This is a genomic window from Lactimicrobium sp. (genome assembly GCF_036453465.1).
Classification (GTDB): Bacteria; Bacillota_I; Bacilli_A; order Erysipelotrichales; family Erysipelotrichaceae; genus Bulleidia.
In genome coordinates this window covers 1-21,084 of record NZ_JAZHUW010000025.1, presented here as the reverse complement: position 1 = coordinate 21,084, position 21,084 = coordinate 1, and the positions used below count along the sequence as shown (strand labels likewise).

Sequence of the window (21,084 nt, the reverse complement as noted above, 5' to 3'; positions counted from 1 at the left end):
GGCGGCTATGGTGAAGTTGGTTAACACACTGGATTGTGGCTCCAGCACCCCAGGGTTCGAGTCCCTGTAGTCGCCCCATTGTGTGAAAAAGAATGGTGATGAGCCATTCTTTTTTTTAGTTTCCTTTTTCCTGAATATCTGCTGTTTCCAACATGGACAGAAGATAACTGCAGGCGGCACTGTCTGCCCTGGCAGCTTCCATCTCACTGTTATAGGCGTTGTCACTGCCTGCATACAGCCTTAACTTACCTGTTGTTTCCGCCAGAGCCAATAGATCAATGTCTTTTACATCCACAGCCAGAGTGAGCAGATAAGGAATATGAGAGCTTTTGGGATCATCCACCAGCAGGCCATTGTGGTCCTTGATTGTCAGAATGCGTGCATTCTGAATCAAGGCACCGGTCAATGGCGGTCCATCCCGCCTTTCAATTGCCACATGAACATTCACTCTCTGCCCGGATGCCAGCCCATTGGCATCACTCTGGTCCACATTCATAGAATAAACAGCCTGTCCATCTTTCAGCAGCAGCGCCGGCAGATCCGGAAGATCTGTCTCTTCATACAGCATGGATTTGTAAAACAAAGATCCAGCAGGGATTTTACCCTGCAGATCTGTATATTTTCCAATAATCTCTTCTTTCCTGATGACAGCCGCATCACCAAGATAAGCAGCCGGAATCTTTACACTGACTAGATCATCCACATCTATTTTTGTACGTGGGGCAATGTCATGAGCAGCCATCCATGTATTGACAAGATTAATCTGCTGGTGTGCATAGATACGGATGCCATACACACAAAGCAGAGCCAGCAGGATGGCACAGCCAATGATCAAAAGCACTTTCTGATAGAGTTTCATACTGTCCTCCTGCCTCTCTATGGCCGTGCAGAAGGCAGATTCCCCTATTTTATCTGAATTGTTTTTCCTGTTCTTCCTGGCAGCTGCGTCTTGATACTTCCCTGATCAACCAATACCTGATAATCCTTATGCACAAGCGTTGTGCACGGATCCTCTGTGGCAATCAGTACCACAAGATGATGGTGTTTCTCAACTGTATAGACATCCGGATTGAGCCAGGCGGTATACGTATGCATTTCATTTTTCTGCAAGGCAATATGGCCCTGTGCGGAAGATGGCAGATAACCAGCATCCGGATTGCAGAGATCCAGATAGCCTCTGGCAAATACCTTATAGCATTTGTGCGTTGGCACAAGCTTCTTTTCATCCAGCGTAAAACCACCGCCCAGATCAATGCCATTTTCTTTGACAAGTGCTGTTTCCACTTCTGTACGCAGATCATCATGGCACATAAAGCTGTCAAATGGCTCTTCAGAAACATCTGCCAGCATCACGGTCAGCTTGAGATCATCACATGTCAGTCTGTCTTTTCCCAAGGCAAAAGTACAGTCATCCGCATCACTGACATTCTTGGCAAAATCCGGATTCAGATCCGTCAGAGCCGCATCAAATGTTACCTTGGCTGATCCTTTCAGCAGCACATCCTCCGCAAGCGGTGCACTGACAAGACGGATTGCCGCATCACATTCTTCCAGACACAGCTTTTCTTCATAGTTATGGGCATTGACGCCATGCTTTTCCAGCAGTGAAGAAATCTGCTTATATCCCTGCACAGCACTTTTTCCATCTGTATGTTCATTTGAGAAATATTCAGGATACTCGTCCCATCTGTTTCCATCGTGGCAGTTCTGTACAAGCAGTGTGGGAAATTTTTCAACTCTTGTGCCAAACAGTTCCTTTGAAAACCAGGCGTTGACAAGATCATCATAAACCTTTCCATCAACACGCATGCCATAATGCCCTGCCGGCATATCCGGCGTCATATGATGTCCCTGGTGCAGGATCATGGATACCGGCAGGTTGTGCTTCTTGAAGGAGTCATACATCATCTCTGCCTGTTTGGTGGAGACATTTTCATCATTGAGGCCATGGATAATCAAAGCAGAGCAGTTCAGTTTCTCACTGTGCTCATAATAGTTGGAATCTTCCCAGTATGGCCCGTAGTCAAAGCCGTCTTTTGCTTGTTCACGGATACGCCAGTCCAGAAACTGCTTTGCTTTATCTTGTCTGCTTTTTTCTGTCTGTTCATCAAGGGATGACATACAGTACAGATCCAGCCAGGCAGAAGTCATTTCCTTTGGCCAGTAACGCTGTGCTCCCTGCTGGTTCAAAAAGGAATACCAGTCGGCAATGCCAGCCACTGGAACGATTGTCTTGAGTCCGTTGATACCTTCACAGGCAATGGCATAGGGCATCGTACCGCCATAGGAGCGGCCGGTCATACCGACAATGCCGCTGCACCATTCCGGTGTAACAGCAATATCAGATGTCAGTGATGTGTAGGCATTACGGTCACCATGAAGCCACTGAATCACTGAGGCAAAGGCCATCTTTTCTTCATACATGCCGCAGCCATTGAAACCTTCTGATCCTCTTGTACCAAGGCCAGCACAGGATACGACTGCATATCCGCGCACAAGATAGCTGTCATACCAGTCGAGATCCTCATAGCACATTGCACCTTTGCTTAAAGGATCTTCATAATACCAGTCAGACTGTTCTGCATTCTCTGCCTGAACAAGACTTGTGATTGTTTTTGATGGGATGGTAGGATCCGGGTTGGACCGTTTGAAATCAAGCGGTTCGACCTTTTCTTTTGCAAAGCGCTTCATCGCCTCATAAGAATCTGCCCTGGTTCCGGCAATGTAAGGTCTTGCCTCATAAATAACCGGTGCCTTGTAATCACCTTCCATCGCAGCTCTGGGTACCTGTACAAGTGCCTTGACACGGTCTCTTCTGCCATCCATGTCCGTATCATAGTCTGTTTCCACATAGACACAGAAGCGGAGTATACTGCTGTCTGCGTTTGTATATCCTGACTGCCTTCCATCAGTAAACGGAAAGACCGGCATGGCAATGCCGTTTTCAAATACTGGTTTCATGTGTTTCACCTCGCATCTATGGTAACAAAAAAGATCTGCCAGATCACTGACAGATCTTATCTCTGACTTAAGCAGCCAGATCGTGTTCCTTCATGTATTCCTTGATCTTTGCACGCTGATCAGGCTTGCAAGGCTTGCAGTCTTCAATATGAGACTTGCCGGAAACAAGTGCTTCGGCCATGCCGGAGCAGCCAGGATTTCCACAGCCGCCGCAGTTATAACCCGGCAGCATAGCAAGCAGATCTGCAACTCTTGTGTCCTCTTTGACAGCCAGTTTATTACCGGCAATGCCAAGGAATAAGCCGATGACTGCACCAAGGATCACCATCAGCAAGAATGCCTTAAGAATTTCCATCTTTCTTCAGTTCCTCCTCAATTTTGTTCAGAACATTGCTGCGCAGTTCGCAATCAGTCAGGCCGCAGGCCTTGCAGTCCGGATGCAGATTCTCGCATCCAGGCGGGACCGGTGTCCGCTTGTTGGCACGATAGCTCCAGACGACCAGAGCGAACAGAGCAACAACAATCAGAACTGCATAAACGTATTTCATGAATTAAACCAAACCTGCCAGAGCACTGAAGGCAAGTGCCATGATACCGGCACAGACAAATGCAATCGGGTTGCCTCTGAATGCTTTCGGAAGATCGTTTGTTGCAAGTCTTGTACGGATGGTAGCGAAGATGACCAGCATCAGCATGAAGCCTGCCGGTACAGCGATGGAATTGACCATGGTTTCAGCCAGTGTGTACTTCTGTGTGATGTTATCCATGGCGACATAGAGCACGGTGCAGTTTGTCGTGATCAGAGGCAGATAAATACCAAGAGACTTGTACAGGGCCGGAGCCTTCTTCTTGATGAACATTTCAACCAGCTGAACGAATGCAGCAATCAGCAGAATGAAGCAGATCAGCTCCATGTACTCCAGTCCCAGCGGAACCAGGACGCCATAGTACAGAGCCCATGAGAGAACGGATGCACAGAAGATGACGAAGATAACAGCAGCACCCATACCGACAGCAGAATCAAGCTTGGTGGATACACCCATGAACGGGCACATGCCAAGGAACTTTGTCAGGATGATGTTATTAATCAGCATGCCGCTGATAAACAGTGTAAACAGATTCATTTGTCAGTCCTTCTTTCCATTGGAGGCCTTGCTGGAACTCTCTTTGTAAATGGCAATAGCAGCAGCCAGGCAGGCAAATGTGAAGAATGCGCCGGTCTGTGCTGTCAGAATACTGATTTCATATCCCTTCGGAATCAGTCTGAGGGAGAAGATCACCTGGTTGGTGAACGGGTTGGACAGAGACAGTACGCCAGTACCGAGGATCTGTCTGATGATACTCATGGCAAGCAGTGAGCATGTGTAGGCAAAGCCCATCATCAGGCCATCCTTTGCGGAAGCACCAACCGGGTTCTTGCAGGCAAATGCCTCAGCACGTCCCAGGATAATACAGTTAACAACGATCAGGTCAAGGAATGCACCCAGTGCTGTATACAGGGATTCTGTATAAGCATGCATGAACATTTCAATGACGGTAACCAATGTTGCGATGATGGCAATGTAAACCGGGATATGAATATCATCCGGTGTGATATTGCGCACCATGGAAACAAGCATATTTGACAGGGTCAATACAACCATAACGGCGATGCCCATACCCAGTGCGTTGTTCAGGCTTGTGGTGATGGCAAGTGTGGAGCAGATGCCAAGATACAGGCCGAATACAGGGTTCTGTGTCAGCAGCTTGTGGATAAAGCTTTCCTTTTTCTCAGGATTCTTTTCACTCATGATTCAGCCTCCTTATCCATTGATCTTATTGAACAGATCTTCAGCCGCAAGAATACCATTCTTGACGGCAGTAGATGTCAGTGTGGCACCGGAAATCATCGGAATATCGTCACCGATCTTGATGCTTTCCACTTTCTTCACATTGTCATCGTCGAAGTATTTGGAACCAACACCATTGGTTTCATTCTGTTCCAGAGCCTTGAAGCCGGAAACAGAACCATCTGTGTTGAAGCCGATCAGGAAGGTCAGGCCGTTGGAGTTGTAACCAATGCCATGGCACTTGAAGATATAGCCGGAATTGTCGCTTGTTGCATAGACATTGTCGATCAGGCCGGTTGTATCTTCAGACAGATACTTGTCTGTGACATCCTCGAAGTCAGAGTCAGGATAGAATTCCTGCAGGGAAGACTTGATGGCAGCGATCTTGTTTTCGGCAATGACCGGTGCTGTCAGAGAATTGGCAACAGAAAGCAGAAGTCCGCACACAGCACACACAATGCCGAGCAGGATCATTTTATAGGTACTTGAGTCCTTGTTCATTCTGTTCTACCTCCTTACTTTCCGGCAGCTGCCAGTGCAGCTGCAGCCATTGAAGCAATCGATGTTGATGTGTATGTTGCACCAGATGTAGCATCCACACTGTCATCCGCAGTGAGTCCCTTGTAGGCAGCCAGAGCATCATCTGTCACAGCCGCATCGCCGACACCCTTGGTATCACCGAACTTGGTAACCTCAACAGATTCGATCTTACCATCCTTGACTGTGATGGTTGCTTCATTTTCAGAATAATTGCCGCCCATGTTGTTGATCAGACCGAAGCCCTTTGCCTTGCAGGCATAGACACCATCGGACTGCTCTTCACAGGTTGCTTCATTGTCCTTGAAATCACCATTCAGCGCAATGCCGGTATCCGAAGCAGAAGCAGATGCAGAAGCTGCTGCTGTGCTTGTGGAAGAAGATGATGTGGAAGCTGTGGAATCTGTGCTTTCAGAAGCAGCCGGCTTGACAGTAGCACCCATAGCCACAGCAATGACCAGGCAGATGCCGCTGACAATCAGAGTTGTTCTGGCAATCTTCTTGGCATCCTTGATCTGGCTGCCTGCACATGCACGGTCAATGGCCGGTGTCAGCATGTTCATCAGCAGGATGGAATACAGAACGCCATCCGGCAGATTTGCACGCCAGCGGATGATGCAGGTCAAAGCAGCTGCGCCAACTGCAAACATGTACCTGCCCGGAATCGTCACTGGTGTAGTCACCGGATCTGTCAGCATGAATACAGCACAAAACAGTGTGCCGCCGGCCAGTACGTTGAGCAGAACCGTCCCCACGGCATTGCCATTGATCGCAGCTGCAATCAGCGAAATAACCACAATGGAGCCAACATAGACAAGCGGTGTTCTCCAGTTGATATCCTGACGGACAACCAGGAAGATGTAGCACAAGATGATCAGCAGCGCACTTGTGGAGCCGATCACACTTGGATAATAACCCAGGAACATCTTGCCAAAGCCGCCATACTGTGACATGAAGGAAGAGAAATCAGATCCCTTCATGACCCAGCCTGCACTCTTGATAGTTGCCATCGGGGTAGCAGTTGTTGTGAAATCAGCATTGGTAGAGCTGGCAAAGCCATTCATGATGATGGCTTCACCAAAGGCAGCTGGATTGAAGATATTCTGGCCGAATCCGCCGAAGACCATCTTGCCAAAGATGATGGCAAATACTGTCGAAACGGCGATGGCATAGTAGGAAACGTCAATCTTGGAAATCAGTACCATGATCAGAGCTGTTATCCAGCCATAGGAATGCAGCAGAGAAGATCTGACATCCTTGTGCACAGCCTTGAACCAGAGTGCTTCGGTAATCATTGCCGCAGCAACACCGGTCAGGGCCATGCAGGCTACTCTGACTCCATAGTTGACGCCATAGAAGCCGCCATAATAAACAATGGCGGCCAGCAGAACGGCAAGCAGGCACACCGTGAGATCACGCATGATCTCAGAAGTTGACTTGCTGTCTCTGTAGTTTGGAGACGCATGGAACGAAAGCTTCATTTTTTAGCACCTGCCTTTTTCATCTGCATCATGATCAGTCTCTTGCCTGTGCGGACATTCTCCGTCACAGCAATCTTACTAGGACATACGTAGCTGCAAAGACCACATTCAATGCAGTCCATCGTATGCAGCTTGTTCAAAGCCTCAAGATCTCTGCCCTTGGCAGCAGCGGCGATCTGAACAGGTTCCAGACCAGCCGGGCAGCTCTCCGTGCATCTGCCGCAGCGCAGGCAGGCAACCTCATCCTCAGGCTTGTTAATCAGAACAGTGAGACCATTGTTCTGCGGCGCAATTGAGAATGTATCCTTGGTGATGGTACGGCCCATCATCGGTCCGCCGGCAATCAGATATACATCATCAGCTGTATAGCCGCCGCAGGCATCAATGATGTCATGAGCAGTTGTGCCAACCGGTACATATACATTCTGCGGATGGCCGACACCATCGCCGGACACCGTCACATACTTGTGGGTGATCGGCATGCCGTTAGTCAGCGCATTGCCAAATGCAATGGCTGTCGTGGCATTGTTGACAATGCAGCCAGCCTGGATCGGCAGCTTGTCATAACGGCGTCCTGTAACCTCATAGACCAGAGTTCTCTCCCAGCCCATCGGATACACATTCGGCACAATCCGGATTTCAACACCCGTACCCTCGAATGTCTGCTTCAGAGCAGCAATCTGCTTGACCTTGTCTTCCTTGATGGCAACACATGCCTTCTTGGCTTTGGCCAGCTTCCAGAAAGCAAGAACACCGGTCTTGAGAAGATCCATGTTTGCTTCAATATTCTTATAATCTGCAGTCAGATAAGGCTCACACTCAACCGCATTGATGATCAGCTGCTCGACGTTCTTCGGATCGGCATACTTTACGTATGTCGGGAAGCCCGCACCTCCAAGGCCAAGCATACCGGCATTCTTGCAGAATGCCTGCAGCTCCTCCCAGGAAGCCTTCTCATAATCGAGCGGTGCAAACGGCTTTTCAACCGTGTGCTTGTGATCATTCTGAATCACAAGATGGTCTGCCATCGTAAGACCAGAGGTCATACGCTTCTCAATTCCCGTTACCGTACCGGAAACGGAAGAGAAAAGAGGCAGATAAAAGTGATCATTGCGTTCAGCAACCTTCGTTCCGACTTTGACATCATCTCCGACTTTCACGCAAGGCGCACACGGCGCATTGCCGTTGACCAGCGGAATGTAAATTACATCCGGGTCAATGGATCTGTTGACTTCTGCAGTCAGGGTCAGATCCTTATGTCCATCCAGATGACGATGCATCGGTCCTGTAAACAGTGACATATCCTCAGTTCCTTTCCCTTAAACAATCGTGAACATTATAGCATTATTAGCAAATTGTCAAATAGACAATGCATGGTCAGTTGTAATCTGATCCCACATTTCACACACATTTTACCCATCATTCAGATTCCACATGAAATGTGTAAAAACATGCTATAATCCCTACGCTATGAAAAAAATATTGCTTGCGGCAGGCCTGGCCTCACTGGTTCTTTGCGGATGTTCTTCCACGCAGAGTGCCAGTACATCCAGCAGTGACGTTCCCCTGTATTCCAACGTCTCTACCGATGCCGGCTTTGACACCGTCTTCTACTATCAGGAATACAACCAGGACAAAGACGCTTCTGAAAAACACTTCAATGAAGCGGTCAGTCTGTTCACCCACTACAACGATCTGTTTGATATCTACAACAACTACGACGGCATGAACAATCTCAAGACCGTCAATGACAATGCCGGTGTTGCCCCGGTCACAGTGGATCCTGAGATCATTGCCATGCTCAAAGAGGCAAAGCAGTTCTATACATGGAGTGATGGCGAGTTTGATATCACGATGGGTGCGTTGCTCAATGTATGGCATACCTACCGGGAAAATGGCATCACGCTGAATCAGGAAAACAAACAGGGGCCTCTTCCCACCGACAGTGAGCTGGCTGAGGCTGCCACCCATAAAGGCTGGGACAAGGTTGAGATCGATGATTCTGCCAATACCGTATATATTACGGATGCCTCTGTATCCATTGATGTCGGCGGCATTGCCAAAGGCTATGCCACCGAGCAGATTGCCCAGAAGCTTTCCACAGAAGATGACATTGGCACAATTGCCATCAATGCCGGCGGCAACAACCGCACGATCAATGCCAAGCCGGATGGCTCGCCATGGCGGGTGCGCATCCAGAACCCGGATGGTGAAGACAAGCTGATCATCGTTTCGGAAACAGGCAGCTGGTCCTTTGTCACGTCCGGTGACTATGAGCGCTACTATGTCGCCACCGATGGCAAAAAGTACCATCACATCATTGATCCGGAAACAAACTACCCTGCCGACCGTTATCGTTCTGTTTCGATTATTACCAAGGATTCCAGTGCCGCTGACTGTCTGAGTACGACACTCTTCACACTGTCCATGGAAGACGGCCAGAAAGTGCTGGATGAATATGAAAAAGCAACCGGCAATCACGCCGATGCAATCTGGGTCATGTCTGAAGACCATAAAGTTGAAGCAAAAAATGGCAAAGACCACATGGGCTTCTATATTGCCTGGACGGACGGACTGGATGGGGTGATCACATGGGAGCAGTAATCAAAGTCATTCTGCTTGACACCATCTCAGATGTTGCCAAGATCATTCCGTTTCTGTTTGTGACCTACCTCGTGCTGGAATGGATGGAGCATGAAACTGGCAAGAAGTTTGAACATGTTCTGGAAAATCACCGGAAGATTGCGCCGCTGGCAGGTGCCCTGTTTGGCATCGTACCGGAATGCGGCTTCTCTTCCGCAGCCAGCAGTCTGTATGCGACCGGTGTCATCTCCGCAGGCACCCTGGCAGCTGTCTATCTTTCCACCAGTGATGAAATGCTGCCACTGATGATCTCCTCTCATGCCCCGGCAGGCAAGATTCTTCCTTTGCTGGCAGTCAAAGTGATCACAGCTATCATCGCCGGATATCTGGCCGATTTTTTCAGCCGGCATGACCGCATCGATGTGGAATCATTCTGTCAAAGAGAACACTGTGACTGTGAGCATGGCATTCTGCATTCTGCCATCATGCATACACTGACCATTTCCATCTGGCTGTTTGTCATCACCTTATTGCTCAATGGTGCCGTTGACTTCATTGGCATGGACACACTGCGAACCTTCGTTTCAAGATATCCAAGCCGTTCTGTGCTTGTATGCACCCTGATTGGCATGATCCCGAACTGTGCTTCTTCTCTGTTATTGACACAGATGTATCTGGACCAGATGATTCCATTTGCGGCCGTTGCCGCAGGTCTGCTTGCCAATGCCGGTGTTGGCATGATGGTATTGTTCCGTGTCAATCCCAACATGAAAAATAACTTCAAGATCGTGGGTTATGTCTGGGCAGTATCGTTTGTGACCGGCATGATTCTGCATCTGTTCTAAAAAACGATGTCTGCCTGTATACAGGTATGACACCGTTTTTCTTTTGATCTGGTTATTTACTATCTTATTTAATAGGAATATGTACCATCTGCCGGCAGATGATGCAGAAATGTTATGATAAACGGCAGTGAAACAAGGGCTGAGATCACTTCTGACACGGCCTGGGCACTCTCCAGTCCGCTCAAGCCAAACAGGTAGGTTAATAACAGAACAGCCGGGATCATGACCAGGCCGCTGCGCAATGCGGCAAGGAAAGTTGCCACTTTGGCTTTGCCGATGGATTGAAACAGCATATTGCCAAAGACAGACAATGGCTCCAGCCACAGGGCAAGACACTGCCTGTGCATGGCATGGATACCGATCTCAATAACTTCCGGATCGTTGCGGAAGAACGCTACCATCTGAGCAGCCGCAAACATGCCGGTAACACCAAGAATTGCCATGATGATGGTACCCAGGATCAAGCCAAACAGGAAACCGTTCTTTACGCGGGAATAAATTCTTGCCCCGTAGTTGAAAGCAGATACCGGCTGGAAGCCCTGGCCGATGCCAATGGAAACACATAACAGGAAGTTCATGATCCGGTTGACAATGGAGATGGCAGCCACAGCCGCATCGCCATAACCGCCAGCACATGTATTCAATACCATCATGGATACAGAGTTCAGACCCTGTCTCATCAAAGATGGCATGCCAACGGCAATAATATTTGTTGTTACTTCTTTGGTCGGCTTGAAATACGACCAGCCCATGCGGCTCTGTGTTTTGCCCTGTAAATATGGCAGTAACAGAATTACGGCACTGATGTACTGGGATACCGCAGTTGAAAGACCGGCACCGCCAATGCCCATGTTGAAAACACGGATTAACAGAGCATCCCCAAAGATGTTCAATATACCACCTGCCGTCAAGCCAACCATGGCATAGAACGCTTTTCCTTCATAGCGCAGGATATTGTTCATCACGCAGCTGGAAGTAAAAGCCGGCCCGGCAATCAGGATATAGAAAGCATAGGTGCGGGCATAAGGCAGAATGGTTTCGGTTGAGCCAAGCAGCCGCATGAACGGATTGATAAAGATCAGGCCAAGAGCCATGATGATCAGACCCGCAAAGATCGAAAGATAGAAGCTGACTGCACTGTACTGTCTGGCGCCTTCAAAATCTCTGGCACCCAGTCTTCTTGAAATGTTGGAACCGGCACCATGGCCGAACATAAAGCCAAAGGCCTGAAGAATTGCCATTAAGCCAAAGACAATGCCGGTAGCACCAGAAGCACTGGTGCTGATCGTGCCGACAAAGTATGTGTCTGCCATGTTGTAGATGTTGGTGACCAGCATCGAAACAATGGTCGGCACACTCAGAGAAAGAATCAATTTAGATACCGGCGTCTTCACCATCCGGTTATACTGTTGTTCTGCACTTTGTTCCATGGCTGCAATTATAGCCAGAATTTTACAGTTCTGTGATTTTTTGTTTACAACTGTTTTTCATACAGCACACTGGCATCAAAGCTTGATGTATCCGGAACACATGTATACATCATCATTTCTGCCAGCTGGTTGTTCAACTGCTGTACCGTACGGATGACCCCTTCTGCACCCTGCTGCAGCAATGGCTTGAGAATCACTCTGCCAAGAGATACAGCATCTGCACCCAGGGAAAGGACCTTATAGCAGTCAGCTCCGCTGGCCAGGCCGCAGTCACAGAAGATGGCAACCCCGCTGCCTTCCAGTGCCTTCTTTATATCTTTGAGCATGGCTGCCGGCGGCATGCCGCAGGGAATACGGCCATGGTGATGAGAAACAACAATGGCAGCACATCCTGCTTCTTTGGCCTTAACAGCATCGGTCACACTTAAAACACCTTTGGCCACAAATGGTACAGAAGAATGCTCGCAATATGCCTTGAGGTCCGCGAAATATACCGGACCCAATGGCATGCCATCGACCACATCATAGCCGCCGTCTTTGCCGGCAATATGATCAATATCCACGCCAACTGCCACGGCACCCTGGTCACAGGCAAAATCAATCTGTTCCAGAATCGTATCATGATCCGCAAAAGGCTTGATGATACGCACCGTATCGGCACCAGTTTCCATGATGCGAGCAAAGGTTTCATCCGATTCCATGCCGACCCAGTTGAGCATATGCAATTGCTTTGCCGCAAGGGCATATTCCTCCATTGGCATCCTGCCACTTTCACCTACTTTATTCAGATGCGAGAATGCCGGCATCATCAGCGGCGTATCGTATGTGCGTCCAAAGATCTTTGTATGCAGATCCGGCTTCACACTGTCAATCACCCGCATCTCTACCAGTATATGATCCAGATAACGCCTGTTATGCACATTGGCATCATCCTCCCTGCCATCTGTTACCGGAATCAGCCCTTTGGGACCCGGCCATTTCTCTTCACTCATGATCTTTCCTCCTGTTTGTTTTCTCCATTGTAGCCCTGTTTCTCATATTCATGCATAAGAAAGCCCTGCCGCAAATTAAATGCAGCAGGGTCTCATCAGCCTCTCTATCTTTATCAGGCTTCCTTCTTTACATGACGGTAGCTGGTTGTACTGACATTCAGGATATAGCCGCTCACCTTCGGATTGATCATCAGGGCACCGCCATTTTGATAAATCGGTACACAGCCATAATCATCCAGCAGTACTTTCTCAGCCTGGATCAGATCATTCCAGCGCGCTTGGGGATCTGAGGCATCATCACCATTTTCAGCCGCATCCAGCAAAGCATCATATTCACTGTTGGAATAAGATCCTGTGTAGCCAGGAGAATTGGACTTGTAGAGATCCAGGAAGGTCTGAGGATCATCATAGTCCGGTCCCCATCTGGTCAGGCCGATTTCATAGTCATTGCTGTTCATCAGCTGCAGTCTTGTCTTCTTTGGCTTGCTGTCAAGGGAAACCGTCAGGCCCGGCAGGTTGGTCTGCAGCTGTGACTGCAGGTTTTCTGCCACTGCCTTGCACTCTTCAGAGTCATCATACAGCAGTGTAATCGAAACATCCCCGCCAAGGGCTTGTTTTGCCCTTGCATAGGCAGCCTGTGCTTCTGTTACATCTTCAACAATCAGATCACCAGCGGTATCACGGAAATAGGTGCCGTTGGAATCCGGGGCAAACTGCTGGGGAATGAATCCTTCAGCAGGCACAGAACCATCCTTTAATACATCTTCGGTAATGCTCTTACGGTCAATCGCCTTGGAGATGGCTTCACGCAGATCCTTGTTCTGGAATTTTTCATCTGTAAAGTTAAAAGCAAGTCTCCAGGAAGAACCCTGCATTCTGGTTGTAAAGCCAGCCTCATTCTTCATGGCATCCACCTGCTCACTTGTCAAAGTCACAAAGTCAATATTGCCGCTCTGATATTCCAGCACAGCAGACTGGGTATCCTGCAGGAAGCGGATGCGGATCTGGTCCGTATAAATTGTATCCTTGCCCCAGTAATCTGGATTCTTGGTAAAGGTATACTGGTTGCCAGTCTCCCAGTCGGTCATTGTATAGGGGCCGCAGTACAGCAGATCATCCACACTCTGGGCATAGCTGTCGCCTTCTGATTCATAGAACTTCTGATTCAGCGGGAAGAAAGACGGGAAACTCATCAAAGAAAGCATGAAGGAACATGGCAGGCTCAGATGTACGACAAATGTCTGATCATCCGTGGCTTCAACGCCAAGTTCACTGACCGGCAGTGTGCCGGCAATGACTTCATCCGCATTTTCTACATGAATTGCCGAGGCAATGAAGTTGTATTCCGATGCCGTAGCAGGGTCCACAAGACGCTGCCATCCATAGACAAAGTCAGCTGCCGTCACTGGATCACCATTGGACCACTTGATGCCATCTCTCAAATGGAACGTATACGTCTTGCCATCATCAGAAACATCCCAGCTTTCTGCCAGATCCGGCTGGGCCTGTCCATTTTCATCACGCTCTGTCAGGCCGGATTCACAAAGTCCCTGCATGATAAACGATGTACCATCGGTTGCTGTTTCATAGTCCATCGTATTCAGGTCCGCATCCACCGCAATCGTAACCAGACTGGTACTGCCGGATGTTGACGATGAAGACGGCGCAGACGCTGCGGATGTTCCACATGACACCAGCAGTGAAGCCGCCAGACCTAGAAAGCCAATACTTCTTGCATGCATAACACTTTCCCTCTCTTTCTATGAGCGCAAGTGTAGTCTTTGCAAAGCATGGTCTCAAGAAAATGCAAGAGGTTTCTGTAACATACATGAAATTATTTTCTCACTTAATGTAAATTGTTACAAAATAAAAAGGATGACCATCAGGCCATCCCTGCTTGCAAGACTCAGAATACTTTGTGGTCCATGATTCTGATCTGACCATTATGTTCCAGATTTTTCAATACGTGGAAATCAACTTCAGACATATAGGCATGGACAACAGAATTCTGTGTCTCGTAAGTAACAACAAAAACATCACTCTTACGATTCATAATTCTATTTCCTTTCTGTAATGCTTGAATGCTTACGATGATATATTAGCAGTTGATCTCATACAATTCAAATCTGATGCTCAGTCTTCAAGATCCTGCATATCATTCAGCAGATTCTTCAGCTCTTTCAGCTCATCCAGCGAGAAGGTGATGCCCTTGCCCATCCTCCGGGTGCCATCACTCATCTTAGACCAGTTGCGCAGATCATATACCGGATCACCATCATTGTAGCTGATCAGATTCAATTCCTTGGTATATACACTGCCCGTCTTTGCCTCACGCTTACTGACGGTGCCAAAAGACTGTTCGATATCATAATGAAATTCACTGTCTGCCATCGTTATTCCTCCTGCTTTTTCTCACATGATACATGCCTGTATCACTTTGATGCAATACTTTTGGCAAAGAAGGCAAAGCCAATGCCATCATTGCCAGCATAGGAGCCAATCACAGCACCCATGCGTGAAATCAGAAAGGAAGAAGGATCCTTTCCTTCATACAAGCACGCAGAATCTTTGATATATTTCTGCAGCATATGATCATCAAAGCCGGAATACACCATGCCAAATGGTTCAGAAAGATCCAGTCCTTCCTGACGTACATACTGCATCAGCAGGTTTCCGCCACTTTTGGAACCCCGGGCCGTGCCAAGCAGGGAAACTTCGCCATGTACAATCTGAATGACCGGTTTGATGCCAAGCATTCTGCCAGCCATGGCTTTGACAGCAGAGATCCGGCCGCCCTTTTTCAGATACTCCAGTGTATTCAAAAGGGCAATGATCCGGATCTGACTGCGCTCTTCTTCCAGATGTGCAGCAATTTCAGATGCACCCATCCCCTGATCACGGTATATACATGCTTTGCGCACAAGCAATTGCTCACCCATACTGCATGACTCACTGTCCACTGTATAGACATTCTGGATTTCTTTTGTGCCAAGCAAAGCAGAGTGATAGCAGCCGGAAAGACGGGAGGCAATCGTCAGAACAACTGCTTCATCCCCTGTCTGCATTTCACTCTTCAGCGCTTCCTCATACTGAAACGGTGGAATCTGTGATGTTTTAGGAAATGTATCTGTCTCTATCAGTCTTGTATAGAATTCATCCGGTGTCATGGTCACACCATCCAGGTATTCCTGCTCGCCAAAGCGCACATGCAGTGGCAGGATGGTAACACCAAGCTGGCTGGCCTGCTGTTGGGTCAGGTCACAGCCACTGTCCACAAAGATTCTGATCATAGTTTCCTCCGTTACGACATTATTATTGATTTGTCGCATGATGATGGATAGTGTACCTGCCTCTGCTCTGGCTGTCAATCAAAAAAAAGAACCTCAGGCTGTCTGAGATTCCTTTCTGGAAAAACGTCTGCGCACACGGCTGATCTGATCCAGGATCCAGTGATACAGACGGTTCAGTTTGCGGATGGTCCACCGCACTGCCTGCATGGTTGGATATGTCAGTAACATGAACAGGATGAAGATCATGATGGCCTGCAGTGACAAAGGTGTTAAAGAAAGCAGGCTGTTAAAGACAACAATGCAGAAGACAGCTGCGGCCGCACATCCTGCCAAGACAATGCCGCGGAACAGATTGAACGGCTTGCAGGCATGATACAGGATGACAAGACCAACTGTCATGGCTGTAATCACTGCCATCGTATTGGCTTCTGCTTCCGAGAAACCAAAGACACTGGCATACACATTCAATCCACCGATCAGAATTAATTCACAAAGGCCGCCCGGGAATGCATGATAGAGCACATTGGACAGGAAATGTCCTTTGATGCGGCCATCGTTTGGCTGCATAGCCAGGAAAAAGCCCGGGATGCCAATGGTCAGAGCACTGATAAAGGACAGCTGCAGCGGTTTGAGCGGGTAGGACAGGCTCAGAATCACACACATGATGGACAGCGTCACAGAGAAAATGTTTTTGCTTAAGAACAGACGGGCGGAGCGGTCAATGTTATTGATGACCCGTCTGCCTTCGGCAACGATGTCAGGCACCGCTGAAAAGTTGGAATCCAGCAGCACAAGCTGGGCAATCTGGCTGGCCGCATCAGAACCGCTGGCCATGGCAATACCGCAGTCTGCCTCTTTCAAGGCAAGCACATCATTGACACCATCACCGGTCATGGCTACATGATGGCCCTGTTTCTGCAGTGCCACCACCATCTTTTTCTTCTGAGACGGTGTCGTTCTGCCAAACACCGTAAACTTCGCAACTGCCGATGCAATATCCTCATCACTCTTCAATGTCGAGGCATCCACATAGCTTTCACTGTGGGGAATATGCACCTGTGCAGCAATCCGGGAAACTGTTTCCGGATCATCACCGGAGATGACCTTCACACGTACTTTCTGTCTGGCAAAGTAGGCAAAGGTGTCCGCTGCATTTTTACGAATATTGTTGGAAAGAATGATCAAGCCAAGTGGTTTAGCATCTTCAGCGTGAATCACACCACCATCTAATTGATTCACCTTTACCGCCAGCAGTACGCGCATGCCCTTTCTCACATACGGCTCAAGCCTTGGTTTGATTTCATCCATCTTTTCCCGATAGATAAACTGCGGGGCACCCACTGCTACGGAAACACCATTGGAAAATGAGGCCGCAGAATACTTGATTGAAGAAGTAAACGGCACAATCTTCGTGCATTGCCAGTGCGGATCATCTTTGAAGAATACTTTCAAGGCATCACCGGTTTCATTGCTTTGTGCAAACGCATTGGCATAAGCACTCATGATCTGCACAAACTCTGGCTTTGACAAAGAAGGATCCAGCACTTCATAGGCTTCTGTTTTCATACCGGGTTCCGTGATGGTGCCGGTTTTATCCACACACAGCGTATCAATACGCGCCAGTGTTTCAACGCAGTTCAGATCCCGTACCAATACCCGCTTCTGGGTCAAACGCAATACCGAGGCAGCCAATGCAACCGAAGTCAGAAGATACAAACCTTCCGGAATCATACCGATCAAAGCAGCTACGGTGGACTGGATGGCATCACCAAAACTGTTATGCAGTGTCAGATACTCATTGCAAAACAGAAGAATGCCAATCGGCACAAGCATGAAACCGATGACCATGATCAACCTGTCAAGAGACCGCATCATGTCACTTTTGGCAATCTTGACATTGGTGGTAGCTTCCTTGGACAGACGCGATGCATAGGATTCATCTCCGACTGCGGTCAGTCTGACAAGACATTTGCCAGTTGTGCAGGCAGAACCTGAATGCAATGTATCACCAATTGTCTTTTCAATGTCGTCTTCCTCACCGGTAAGCAGTGATTCATTGACCTTTACTTTGCCAGAAAGAATGACAGCATCAGCCGGAATCTGATCTCCGCCGCACAGTTCTACCACATCATCACGCACAAGCTGATCGCTGGGAATCTCGATTCTGCCTTCCGCCCGGATGACCGGATATTTACGAGCCGAAAGGATAGTCAGCTTATCCACGGCTTCCTTGCTTTTCAATTCCTGGATGGTACCGATCAGGGTATTGCAGATGACAACACCAAGAAACGTAATATCCGTATATTTTCCTGCAATCAGTAACAAAATTGCCAGCACAATAAAGATCAGGTTAAACGGCGTTACAATATTGCGCCGGATGATTTCTTTCTTTGTCTTGGTGCCGCTCTCTGCCGTTTTATTGACAAGGCCATGCCGGATGCGGCTGTCAACCTCATCCTGACGCAGTCCCCTCATTTCAATTTTCTCTTCACTCATATCCATTCACCACCTTCATTGTAATGCCGGAAAGTGCAGACTGTGAAATGCATCGAAGGGACAGATGATCACAATTGTTTGAAATGAGCAGAACCTGTCCCGCATGAATGTTATGATAATAGCATGAAAAGACATGATGAAAATAAACAAATCCAGAACCCTAAACAGCTGCAGTTACTGCTGGACCAAAGAAGACTGCCTCTGACACCGGAAGGAGAACAGAAAGTGCTGCAGCAGCTTGCCGCAGCCGTTTCCTCTTCCCATTTCCTTGTCGCCATACAGCCGGTGCCGGAAATGAGCGGATCACCAGAAGTGCCAGCTGACCACATCAGCCATGTCACATTGCTGCAGGCAGATGGCAAACGTTACTTGCCTGTCTTCTCTTGTGAAGAAATGATGCAGTATATGCCAGGTAAGATTGATGAACACATGCAGCTGTACTGGGCAGACATTGTTGACCTGGCATCCTTCCTTTCCATCAACCACAGTGTGGAAGCAGCCGTTGTCAACCCTGGCAAAGATGATCTTGTTCTGGATCTTCCCCTGTTAACAAACCTTCTGAACCAATACAATACCAGCCCATTCATACAGGCATAACAAAGGATAGCTGCCATCCAATACAGCTATCCTTTGTTGCATTTTTTCTTTCTCTATAAATAAAGGACCATTTGGTCCTTTCATTGAGAAGATATTGTACTGCTACTTTACATTCTGGATCATGGTCAGAATGTCATCCTTGATGGCATTGTTCACATCCAGAGCCGTCTTTCTGTCTTTCTGCATGGAGTAGAAGTAGAATTTGATCTTCGGCTCAGTTCCGGAAGGACGGATGGCAAACCAGCTTTCATTGGCAAGGAAGAAGCGAAGCACATTGCTGGCCGGAATATCTTCATAACCATCTTTGTAATCGATGACTTTGACAACCGGGATGCCAGCCACTTCCTTTGGCAGGTTGGCTCTGACATATGCCATCATGCGGGAAATGCGCTGGGCACCTGGGATGCCTTCCAGAACGATGTTTGGTTCTGCTTCAGCATAATAGCCATACTTCTGATAAATCTCATCCAGAACATCAAACAGTGTTTTGCCCTGCTTGCGGTAATAGGCAGCTGCTTCTGCCACCAGCATACCGGCAGAGATGCCATCCTTGTCACGGATTTCCGGATGTGCCGCATAGCCTACGGATTCCTCATAACCAAAGAGATACGTATATCCCTGCTTCTGCAGATCCGGAATACGGCCGCAGATATTCTTAAATCCGGTTAATGATTCAAACATTCTGACTCCATATGCCCTGGCAATGCGGGTAGAAAGATCAGAAGTCACGATGGACTTGACCATCGCACCGTTTGTGGGAAGTGTGCCGGCAGTCTTATGTCCTTCCAGAATATAATTAACAAGGATATAACCCGTCTGGTTGCCATTGAGCGGAATGTAGTTTCCTTTATCATCACGGATTTCAATGGCAAAGCGGTCACTGTCCGGATCGGTTGCCATCAGCAGTTCTGCCCCGCTCTTTCTGCCCAGCTCTTCACTCATACGGAAGGCCTTGGGATCTTCCGGATTCGGATAACCGACGGTGGTGAAATCAGGATCCGGATTTTCCTGTTCCGGTACAATCTGCCAGTTGGTAAAGCCGCGGTCTTTCAGCATCTGTCTGAATGGTTTGGAACCAGCGCCATTGAGCGGTGTATACACAAGCGGAATAGACAGATCCAGCTCATCGCCATGGTGAATGGCCAGGCTTTCAATGGCATCCAGATACATGCGGTCATAGCTGTGATCCAGCACAGTGATGGTGCCATCTTTGACACCCTGTGCAAACGGAATGGTATGCACGCCATGGAACATGTCAACTTTCTCAATGCATTCTGTCATGCCATCGGCAATATCACTGGATACCTGGCAGCCATCTTCCCAGTATGCCTTGTAGCCATTGTATTCTTTCGGATTGTGGCTGGCAGTGATATTGATACCGGATGTGGTATGCAGTTTCCTAATTAAAAAGGCAAGCTCCGGGGTTGGCCGCAGATCATCAAAGACATAGACTTTGATTCCCTTTGCGGCATAAATAGATGCGGCAAGCTCTGAGAATTCTTTCGAGAAATGGCGGGGATCATGGGCAATGATCACTCCTTTGTCCATCGCTTCTTTGCCATGGGCAGCGATATAATCCGCAATACCCTGGGAAGCACGGCCTACCGTATAGATATTCATACGGTTGGTACCGGCGCCTACCTTACCGCGCAGACCGGCGGTGCCAAAAGACAGATCCTGATAGAACCGGTCTTCAATTTCTGCTGGATCATCCTTGATGGCTTCCAGCTCTTTGCGCAAAGGATCATCCTGTCCCAGCGTATCGAGCCACTGCTGGTATCTCTCCTGTGCATTCTTCATGTTAATGATTCCTCAACTTTCTTACTCTGCAGATATATTAGCATTTTTTCAGATGTGCCTGCATCAGCCTGATGACTCTTTGGATAAAAATGAGTAGTAATGTGAACATTGCTGTCGGTCAATTTTCATTGAAGGATCCCTCTCATTGAAACGTCCCTTTTTGACGGGCTTTTCAAAGGGGATTCGGTAGCTGTCTTGACCAAAATCATATATTATTTGGGTGTGGAGAGATGGTTTGGAACG

General features: G+C 48.2%; 21 protein-coding genes and 1 tRNA gene. 4 read left to right on the top strand and 18 right to left on the bottom strand.

Features of this window, described 5'->3' with window-relative positions; all coding sequences use genetic code 11:
• The first annotated feature begins 1 nt into the window (after position 1).
• Positions 2-78, top strand: a tRNA-His gene (locus SOI44_RS07225).
• 37 nt (positions 79-115) lie between these two features.
• Here the strand turns inward: SOI44_RS07225 and cpaB are convergent.
• The 9 genes from cpaB to SOI44_RS07180 all read right to left on the bottom strand — a co-directional run bounded on the left by cpaB (position 116) and on the right by SOI44_RS07180 (position 8,109).
• Positions 116-859, bottom strand: coding sequence for a Flp pilus assembly protein CpaB (gene cpaB, locus SOI44_RS07220; RefSeq protein ID WP_331348538.1), 744 nt, complete (start codon positions 857-859; stop codon positions 116-118).
• A gap of 44 nt (positions 860-903) precedes the next feature.
• Positions 904-2,961: a CocE/NonD family hydrolase gene (locus SOI44_RS07215; protein WP_331348537.1), complete on the bottom strand. Its 2,058-nt coding sequence runs from the start codon at positions 2,959-2,961 to the stop codon at positions 904-906.
• Positions 2,962-3,028: 67 nt separating this feature from the next.
• On the bottom strand, positions 3,029-3,316 hold the full coding sequence (locus tag SOI44_RS07210) for a (Fe-S)-binding protein (RefSeq protein WP_442914585.1): 288 nt from the start codon (positions 3,314-3,316) through the stop codon (positions 3,029-3,031).
• Entirely contained in the window at positions 3,303-3,509 is a 207-nt protein-coding gene (locus SOI44_RS07205; RefSeq protein WP_331348536.1) for a hypothetical protein, read from the bottom strand. The genes SOI44_RS07210 and SOI44_RS07205 overlap by 14 nt, the downstream gene beginning before the upstream one ends.
• Before the next feature lie 3 nt (positions 3,510-3,512).
• On the bottom strand, positions 3,513-4,085 hold the full coding sequence (locus SOI44_RS07200; RefSeq protein ID WP_331348535.1) for an electron transport complex protein RnfA: 573 nt from the start codon (positions 4,083-4,085) through the stop codon (positions 3,513-3,515).
• A 3-nt stretch (positions 4,086-4,088) separates the two neighbouring features.
• Complete coding sequence (rsxE, locus tag SOI44_RS07195) at positions 4,089-4,751, bottom strand: electron transport complex subunit RsxE (RefSeq protein ID WP_331348534.1); 663 nt, start codon at positions 4,749-4,751, stop codon at positions 4,089-4,091.
• Between the two features lie 12 nt (positions 4,752-4,763).
• Positions 4,764-5,291: an FMN-binding protein gene (locus SOI44_RS07190; RefSeq protein WP_331348533.1), complete on the bottom strand. Its 528-nt coding sequence runs from the start codon at positions 5,289-5,291 to the stop codon at positions 4,764-4,766.
• A 14-nt stretch (positions 5,292-5,305) separates the two neighbouring features.
• Positions 5,306-6,808 carry an RnfABCDGE type electron transport complex subunit D gene (locus SOI44_RS07185; RefSeq protein ID WP_331348532.1) on the bottom strand — a complete coding sequence of 501 codons (1,503 nt, stop codon included), beginning with the start codon at positions 6,806-6,808 and terminating at the stop codon, positions 5,306-5,308.
• On the bottom strand, positions 6,805-8,109 hold the full coding sequence (locus SOI44_RS07180; RefSeq protein WP_331348531.1) for an RnfABCDGE type electron transport complex subunit C: 1,305 nt from the start codon (positions 8,107-8,109) through the stop codon (positions 6,805-6,807). The genes SOI44_RS07185 and SOI44_RS07180 overlap by 4 nt, the downstream gene beginning before the upstream one ends.
• Before the next feature lie 169 nt (positions 8,110-8,278).
• Between SOI44_RS07180 and SOI44_RS07175 the strand changes: the two genes are divergently transcribed.
• Both SOI44_RS07175 and SOI44_RS07170 read left to right on the top strand, forming a co-directional pair.
• Positions 8,279-9,412 carry an FAD:protein FMN transferase gene (locus SOI44_RS07175; protein ID WP_331348530.1) on the top strand — a complete coding sequence of 378 codons (1,134 nt, stop codon included), beginning with the start codon at positions 8,279-8,281 and terminating at the stop codon, positions 9,410-9,412.
• Positions 9,400-10,236 (top strand): putative manganese transporter, encoded by an 837-nt coding sequence (locus SOI44_RS07170; RefSeq protein WP_331348529.1) that lies wholly within the window; start codon positions 9,400-9,402, stop codon positions 10,234-10,236. The genes SOI44_RS07175 and SOI44_RS07170 overlap by 13 nt, the downstream gene beginning before the upstream one ends.
• A gap of 68 nt (positions 10,237-10,304) precedes the next feature.
• On the opposite strand, the gene SOI44_RS07165 is transcribed toward SOI44_RS07170, so the two are convergent.
• The 7 genes from SOI44_RS07165 to SOI44_RS07135 all read right to left on the bottom strand — a co-directional run bounded on the left by SOI44_RS07165 (position 10,305) and on the right by SOI44_RS07135 (position 18,444).
• A complete protein-coding gene (locus SOI44_RS07165) occupies positions 10,305-11,666 on the bottom strand; it encodes an MATE family efflux transporter (RefSeq protein ID WP_331348528.1) in 1,362 nt (453 codons plus the stop codon).
• Between the two features lie 44 nt (positions 11,667-11,710).
• Complete coding sequence (locus SOI44_RS07160) at positions 11,711-12,658, bottom strand: alpha-hydroxy-acid oxidizing protein (RefSeq protein ID WP_331348527.1); 948 nt, start codon at positions 12,656-12,658, stop codon at positions 11,711-11,713.
• 113 nt (positions 12,659-12,771) lie between these two features.
• Complete coding sequence (locus SOI44_RS07155; protein ID WP_331348526.1) at positions 12,772-14,400, bottom strand: peptide ABC transporter substrate-binding protein; 1,629 nt, start codon at positions 14,398-14,400, stop codon at positions 12,772-12,774.
• A 164-nt stretch (positions 14,401-14,564) separates the two neighbouring features.
• Positions 14,565-14,711 (bottom strand): hypothetical protein, encoded by a 147-nt coding sequence (locus tag SOI44_RS07150; protein WP_331348525.1) that lies wholly within the window; start codon positions 14,709-14,711, stop codon positions 14,565-14,567.
• Positions 14,712-14,791: 80 nt separating this feature from the next.
• Entirely contained in the window at positions 14,792-15,049 is a 258-nt protein-coding gene (locus tag SOI44_RS07145) for a YdbC family protein (RefSeq protein WP_331348524.1), read from the bottom strand.
• Positions 15,050-15,090: 41 nt separating this feature from the next.
• Positions 15,091-15,948, bottom strand: a complete 858-nt coding sequence (locus SOI44_RS07140; RefSeq protein ID WP_331348523.1) for a DegV family protein — start codon at positions 15,946-15,948, stop codon at positions 15,091-15,093.
• A gap of 93 nt (positions 15,949-16,041) precedes the next feature.
• On the bottom strand, positions 16,042-18,444 hold the full coding sequence (locus tag SOI44_RS07135) for an HAD-IC family P-type ATPase (protein WP_331348522.1): 2,403 nt from the start codon (positions 18,442-18,444) through the stop codon (positions 16,042-16,044).
• Between the two features lie 123 nt (positions 18,445-18,567).
• Here SOI44_RS07135 and SOI44_RS07130 point away from each other — a divergent pair, with 123 nt between their 5' ends.
• Positions 18,568-19,041, top strand: a complete 474-nt coding sequence (locus SOI44_RS07130) for an SseB family protein (protein WP_331348521.1) — start codon at positions 18,568-18,570, stop codon at positions 19,039-19,041.
• Positions 19,042-19,143: 102 nt separating this feature from the next.
• Here the strand turns inward: SOI44_RS07130 and SOI44_RS07125 are convergent, their stop codons facing one another.
• Positions 19,144-20,841 (bottom strand): phospho-sugar mutase, encoded by a 1,698-nt coding sequence (locus SOI44_RS07125; protein ID WP_331348520.1) that lies wholly within the window; start codon positions 20,839-20,841, stop codon positions 19,144-19,146.
• 63 nt (positions 20,842-20,904) lie between these two features.
• Positions 20,905-21,084 (bottom strand): hypothetical protein (locus SOI44_RS07120; RefSeq protein WP_331348519.1); only part of this gene is annotated, 180 nt, incomplete at its 5' end.

Excerpts from the sequence above, each read along its gene's own strand:
- SOI44_RS07205 (WP_331348536.1), bottom strand. The coding sequence starts at position 3,509 with ATGAAATACGTTTATGCAGTTCTGATTGTTGTTGCTCTGTTCGCTCTG.
- SOI44_RS07130 (WP_331348521.1), top strand. The coding sequence starts at position 18,568 with ATGAAAAGACATGATGAAAATAAACAAATCCAGAACCCTAAACAGCTG.
- cpaB (WP_331348538.1), bottom strand. The coding sequence starts at position 859 with ATGAAACTCTATCAGAAAGTGCTTTTGATCATTGGCTGTGCCATCCTG.
- SOI44_RS07180 (WP_331348531.1), bottom strand. The coding sequence starts at position 8,109 with ATGTCACTGTTTACAGGACCGATGCATCGTCATCTGGATGGACATAAG.
- SOI44_RS07135 (WP_331348522.1), bottom strand. The coding sequence starts at position 18,444 with ATGAGTGAAGAGAAAATTGAAATGAGGGGACTGCGTCAGGATGAGGTT.
- SOI44_RS07165 (WP_331348528.1), bottom strand. The coding sequence starts at position 11,666 with ATGGAACAAAGTGCAGAACAACAGTATAACCGGATGGTGAAGACGCCG.
- rsxE (WP_331348534.1), bottom strand. The coding sequence starts at position 4,751 with ATGAGTGAAAAGAATCCTGAGAAAAAGGAAAGCTTTATCCACAAGCTG.
- SOI44_RS07210 (WP_442914585.1), bottom strand. The coding sequence starts at position 3,316 with ATGGAAATTCTTAAGGCATTCTTGCTGATGGTGATCCTTGGTGCAGTC.
- SOI44_RS07200 (WP_331348535.1), bottom strand. The coding sequence starts at position 4,085 with ATGAATCTGTTTACACTGTTTATCAGCGGCATGCTGATTAATAACATC.
- SOI44_RS07170 (WP_331348529.1), top strand. The coding sequence starts at position 9,400 with ATGGGAGCAGTAATCAAAGTCATTCTGCTTGACACCATCTCAGATGTT.
- SOI44_RS07160 (WP_331348527.1), bottom strand. The coding sequence starts at position 12,658 with ATGAGTGAAGAGAAATGGCCGGGTCCCAAAGGGCTGATTCCGGTAACA.
- SOI44_RS07175 (WP_331348530.1), top strand. The coding sequence starts at position 8,279 with ATGAAAAAAATATTGCTTGCGGCAGGCCTGGCCTCACTGGTTCTTTGC.
- SOI44_RS07215 (WP_331348537.1), bottom strand. The coding sequence starts at position 2,961 with ATGAAACCAGTATTTGAAAACGGCATTGCCATGCCGGTCTTTCCGTTT.
- SOI44_RS07145 (WP_331348524.1), bottom strand. The coding sequence starts at position 15,049 with ATGGCAGACAGTGAATTTCATTATGATATCGAACAGTCTTTTGGCACC.
- SOI44_RS07190 (WP_331348533.1), bottom strand. The coding sequence starts at position 5,291 with ATGAACAAGGACTCAAGTACCTATAAAATGATCCTGCTCGGCATTGTG.
- SOI44_RS07150 (WP_331348525.1), bottom strand. The coding sequence starts at position 14,711 with ATGAATCGTAAGAGTGATGTTTTTGTTGTTACTTACGAGACACAGAAT.
- SOI44_RS07155 (WP_331348526.1), bottom strand. The coding sequence starts at position 14,400 with ATGCATGCAAGAAGTATTGGCTTTCTAGGTCTGGCGGCTTCACTGCTG.
- SOI44_RS07140 (WP_331348523.1), bottom strand. The coding sequence starts at position 15,948 with ATGATCAGAATCTTTGTGGACAGTGGCTGTGACCTGACCCAACAGCAG.
- SOI44_RS07185 (WP_331348532.1), bottom strand. The coding sequence starts at position 6,808 with ATGAAGCTTTCGTTCCATGCGTCTCCAAACTACAGAGACAGCAAGTCA.
- SOI44_RS07125 (WP_331348520.1), bottom strand. The coding sequence starts at position 20,841 with ATGAAGAATGCACAGGAGAGATACCAGCAGTGGCTCGATACGCTGGGA.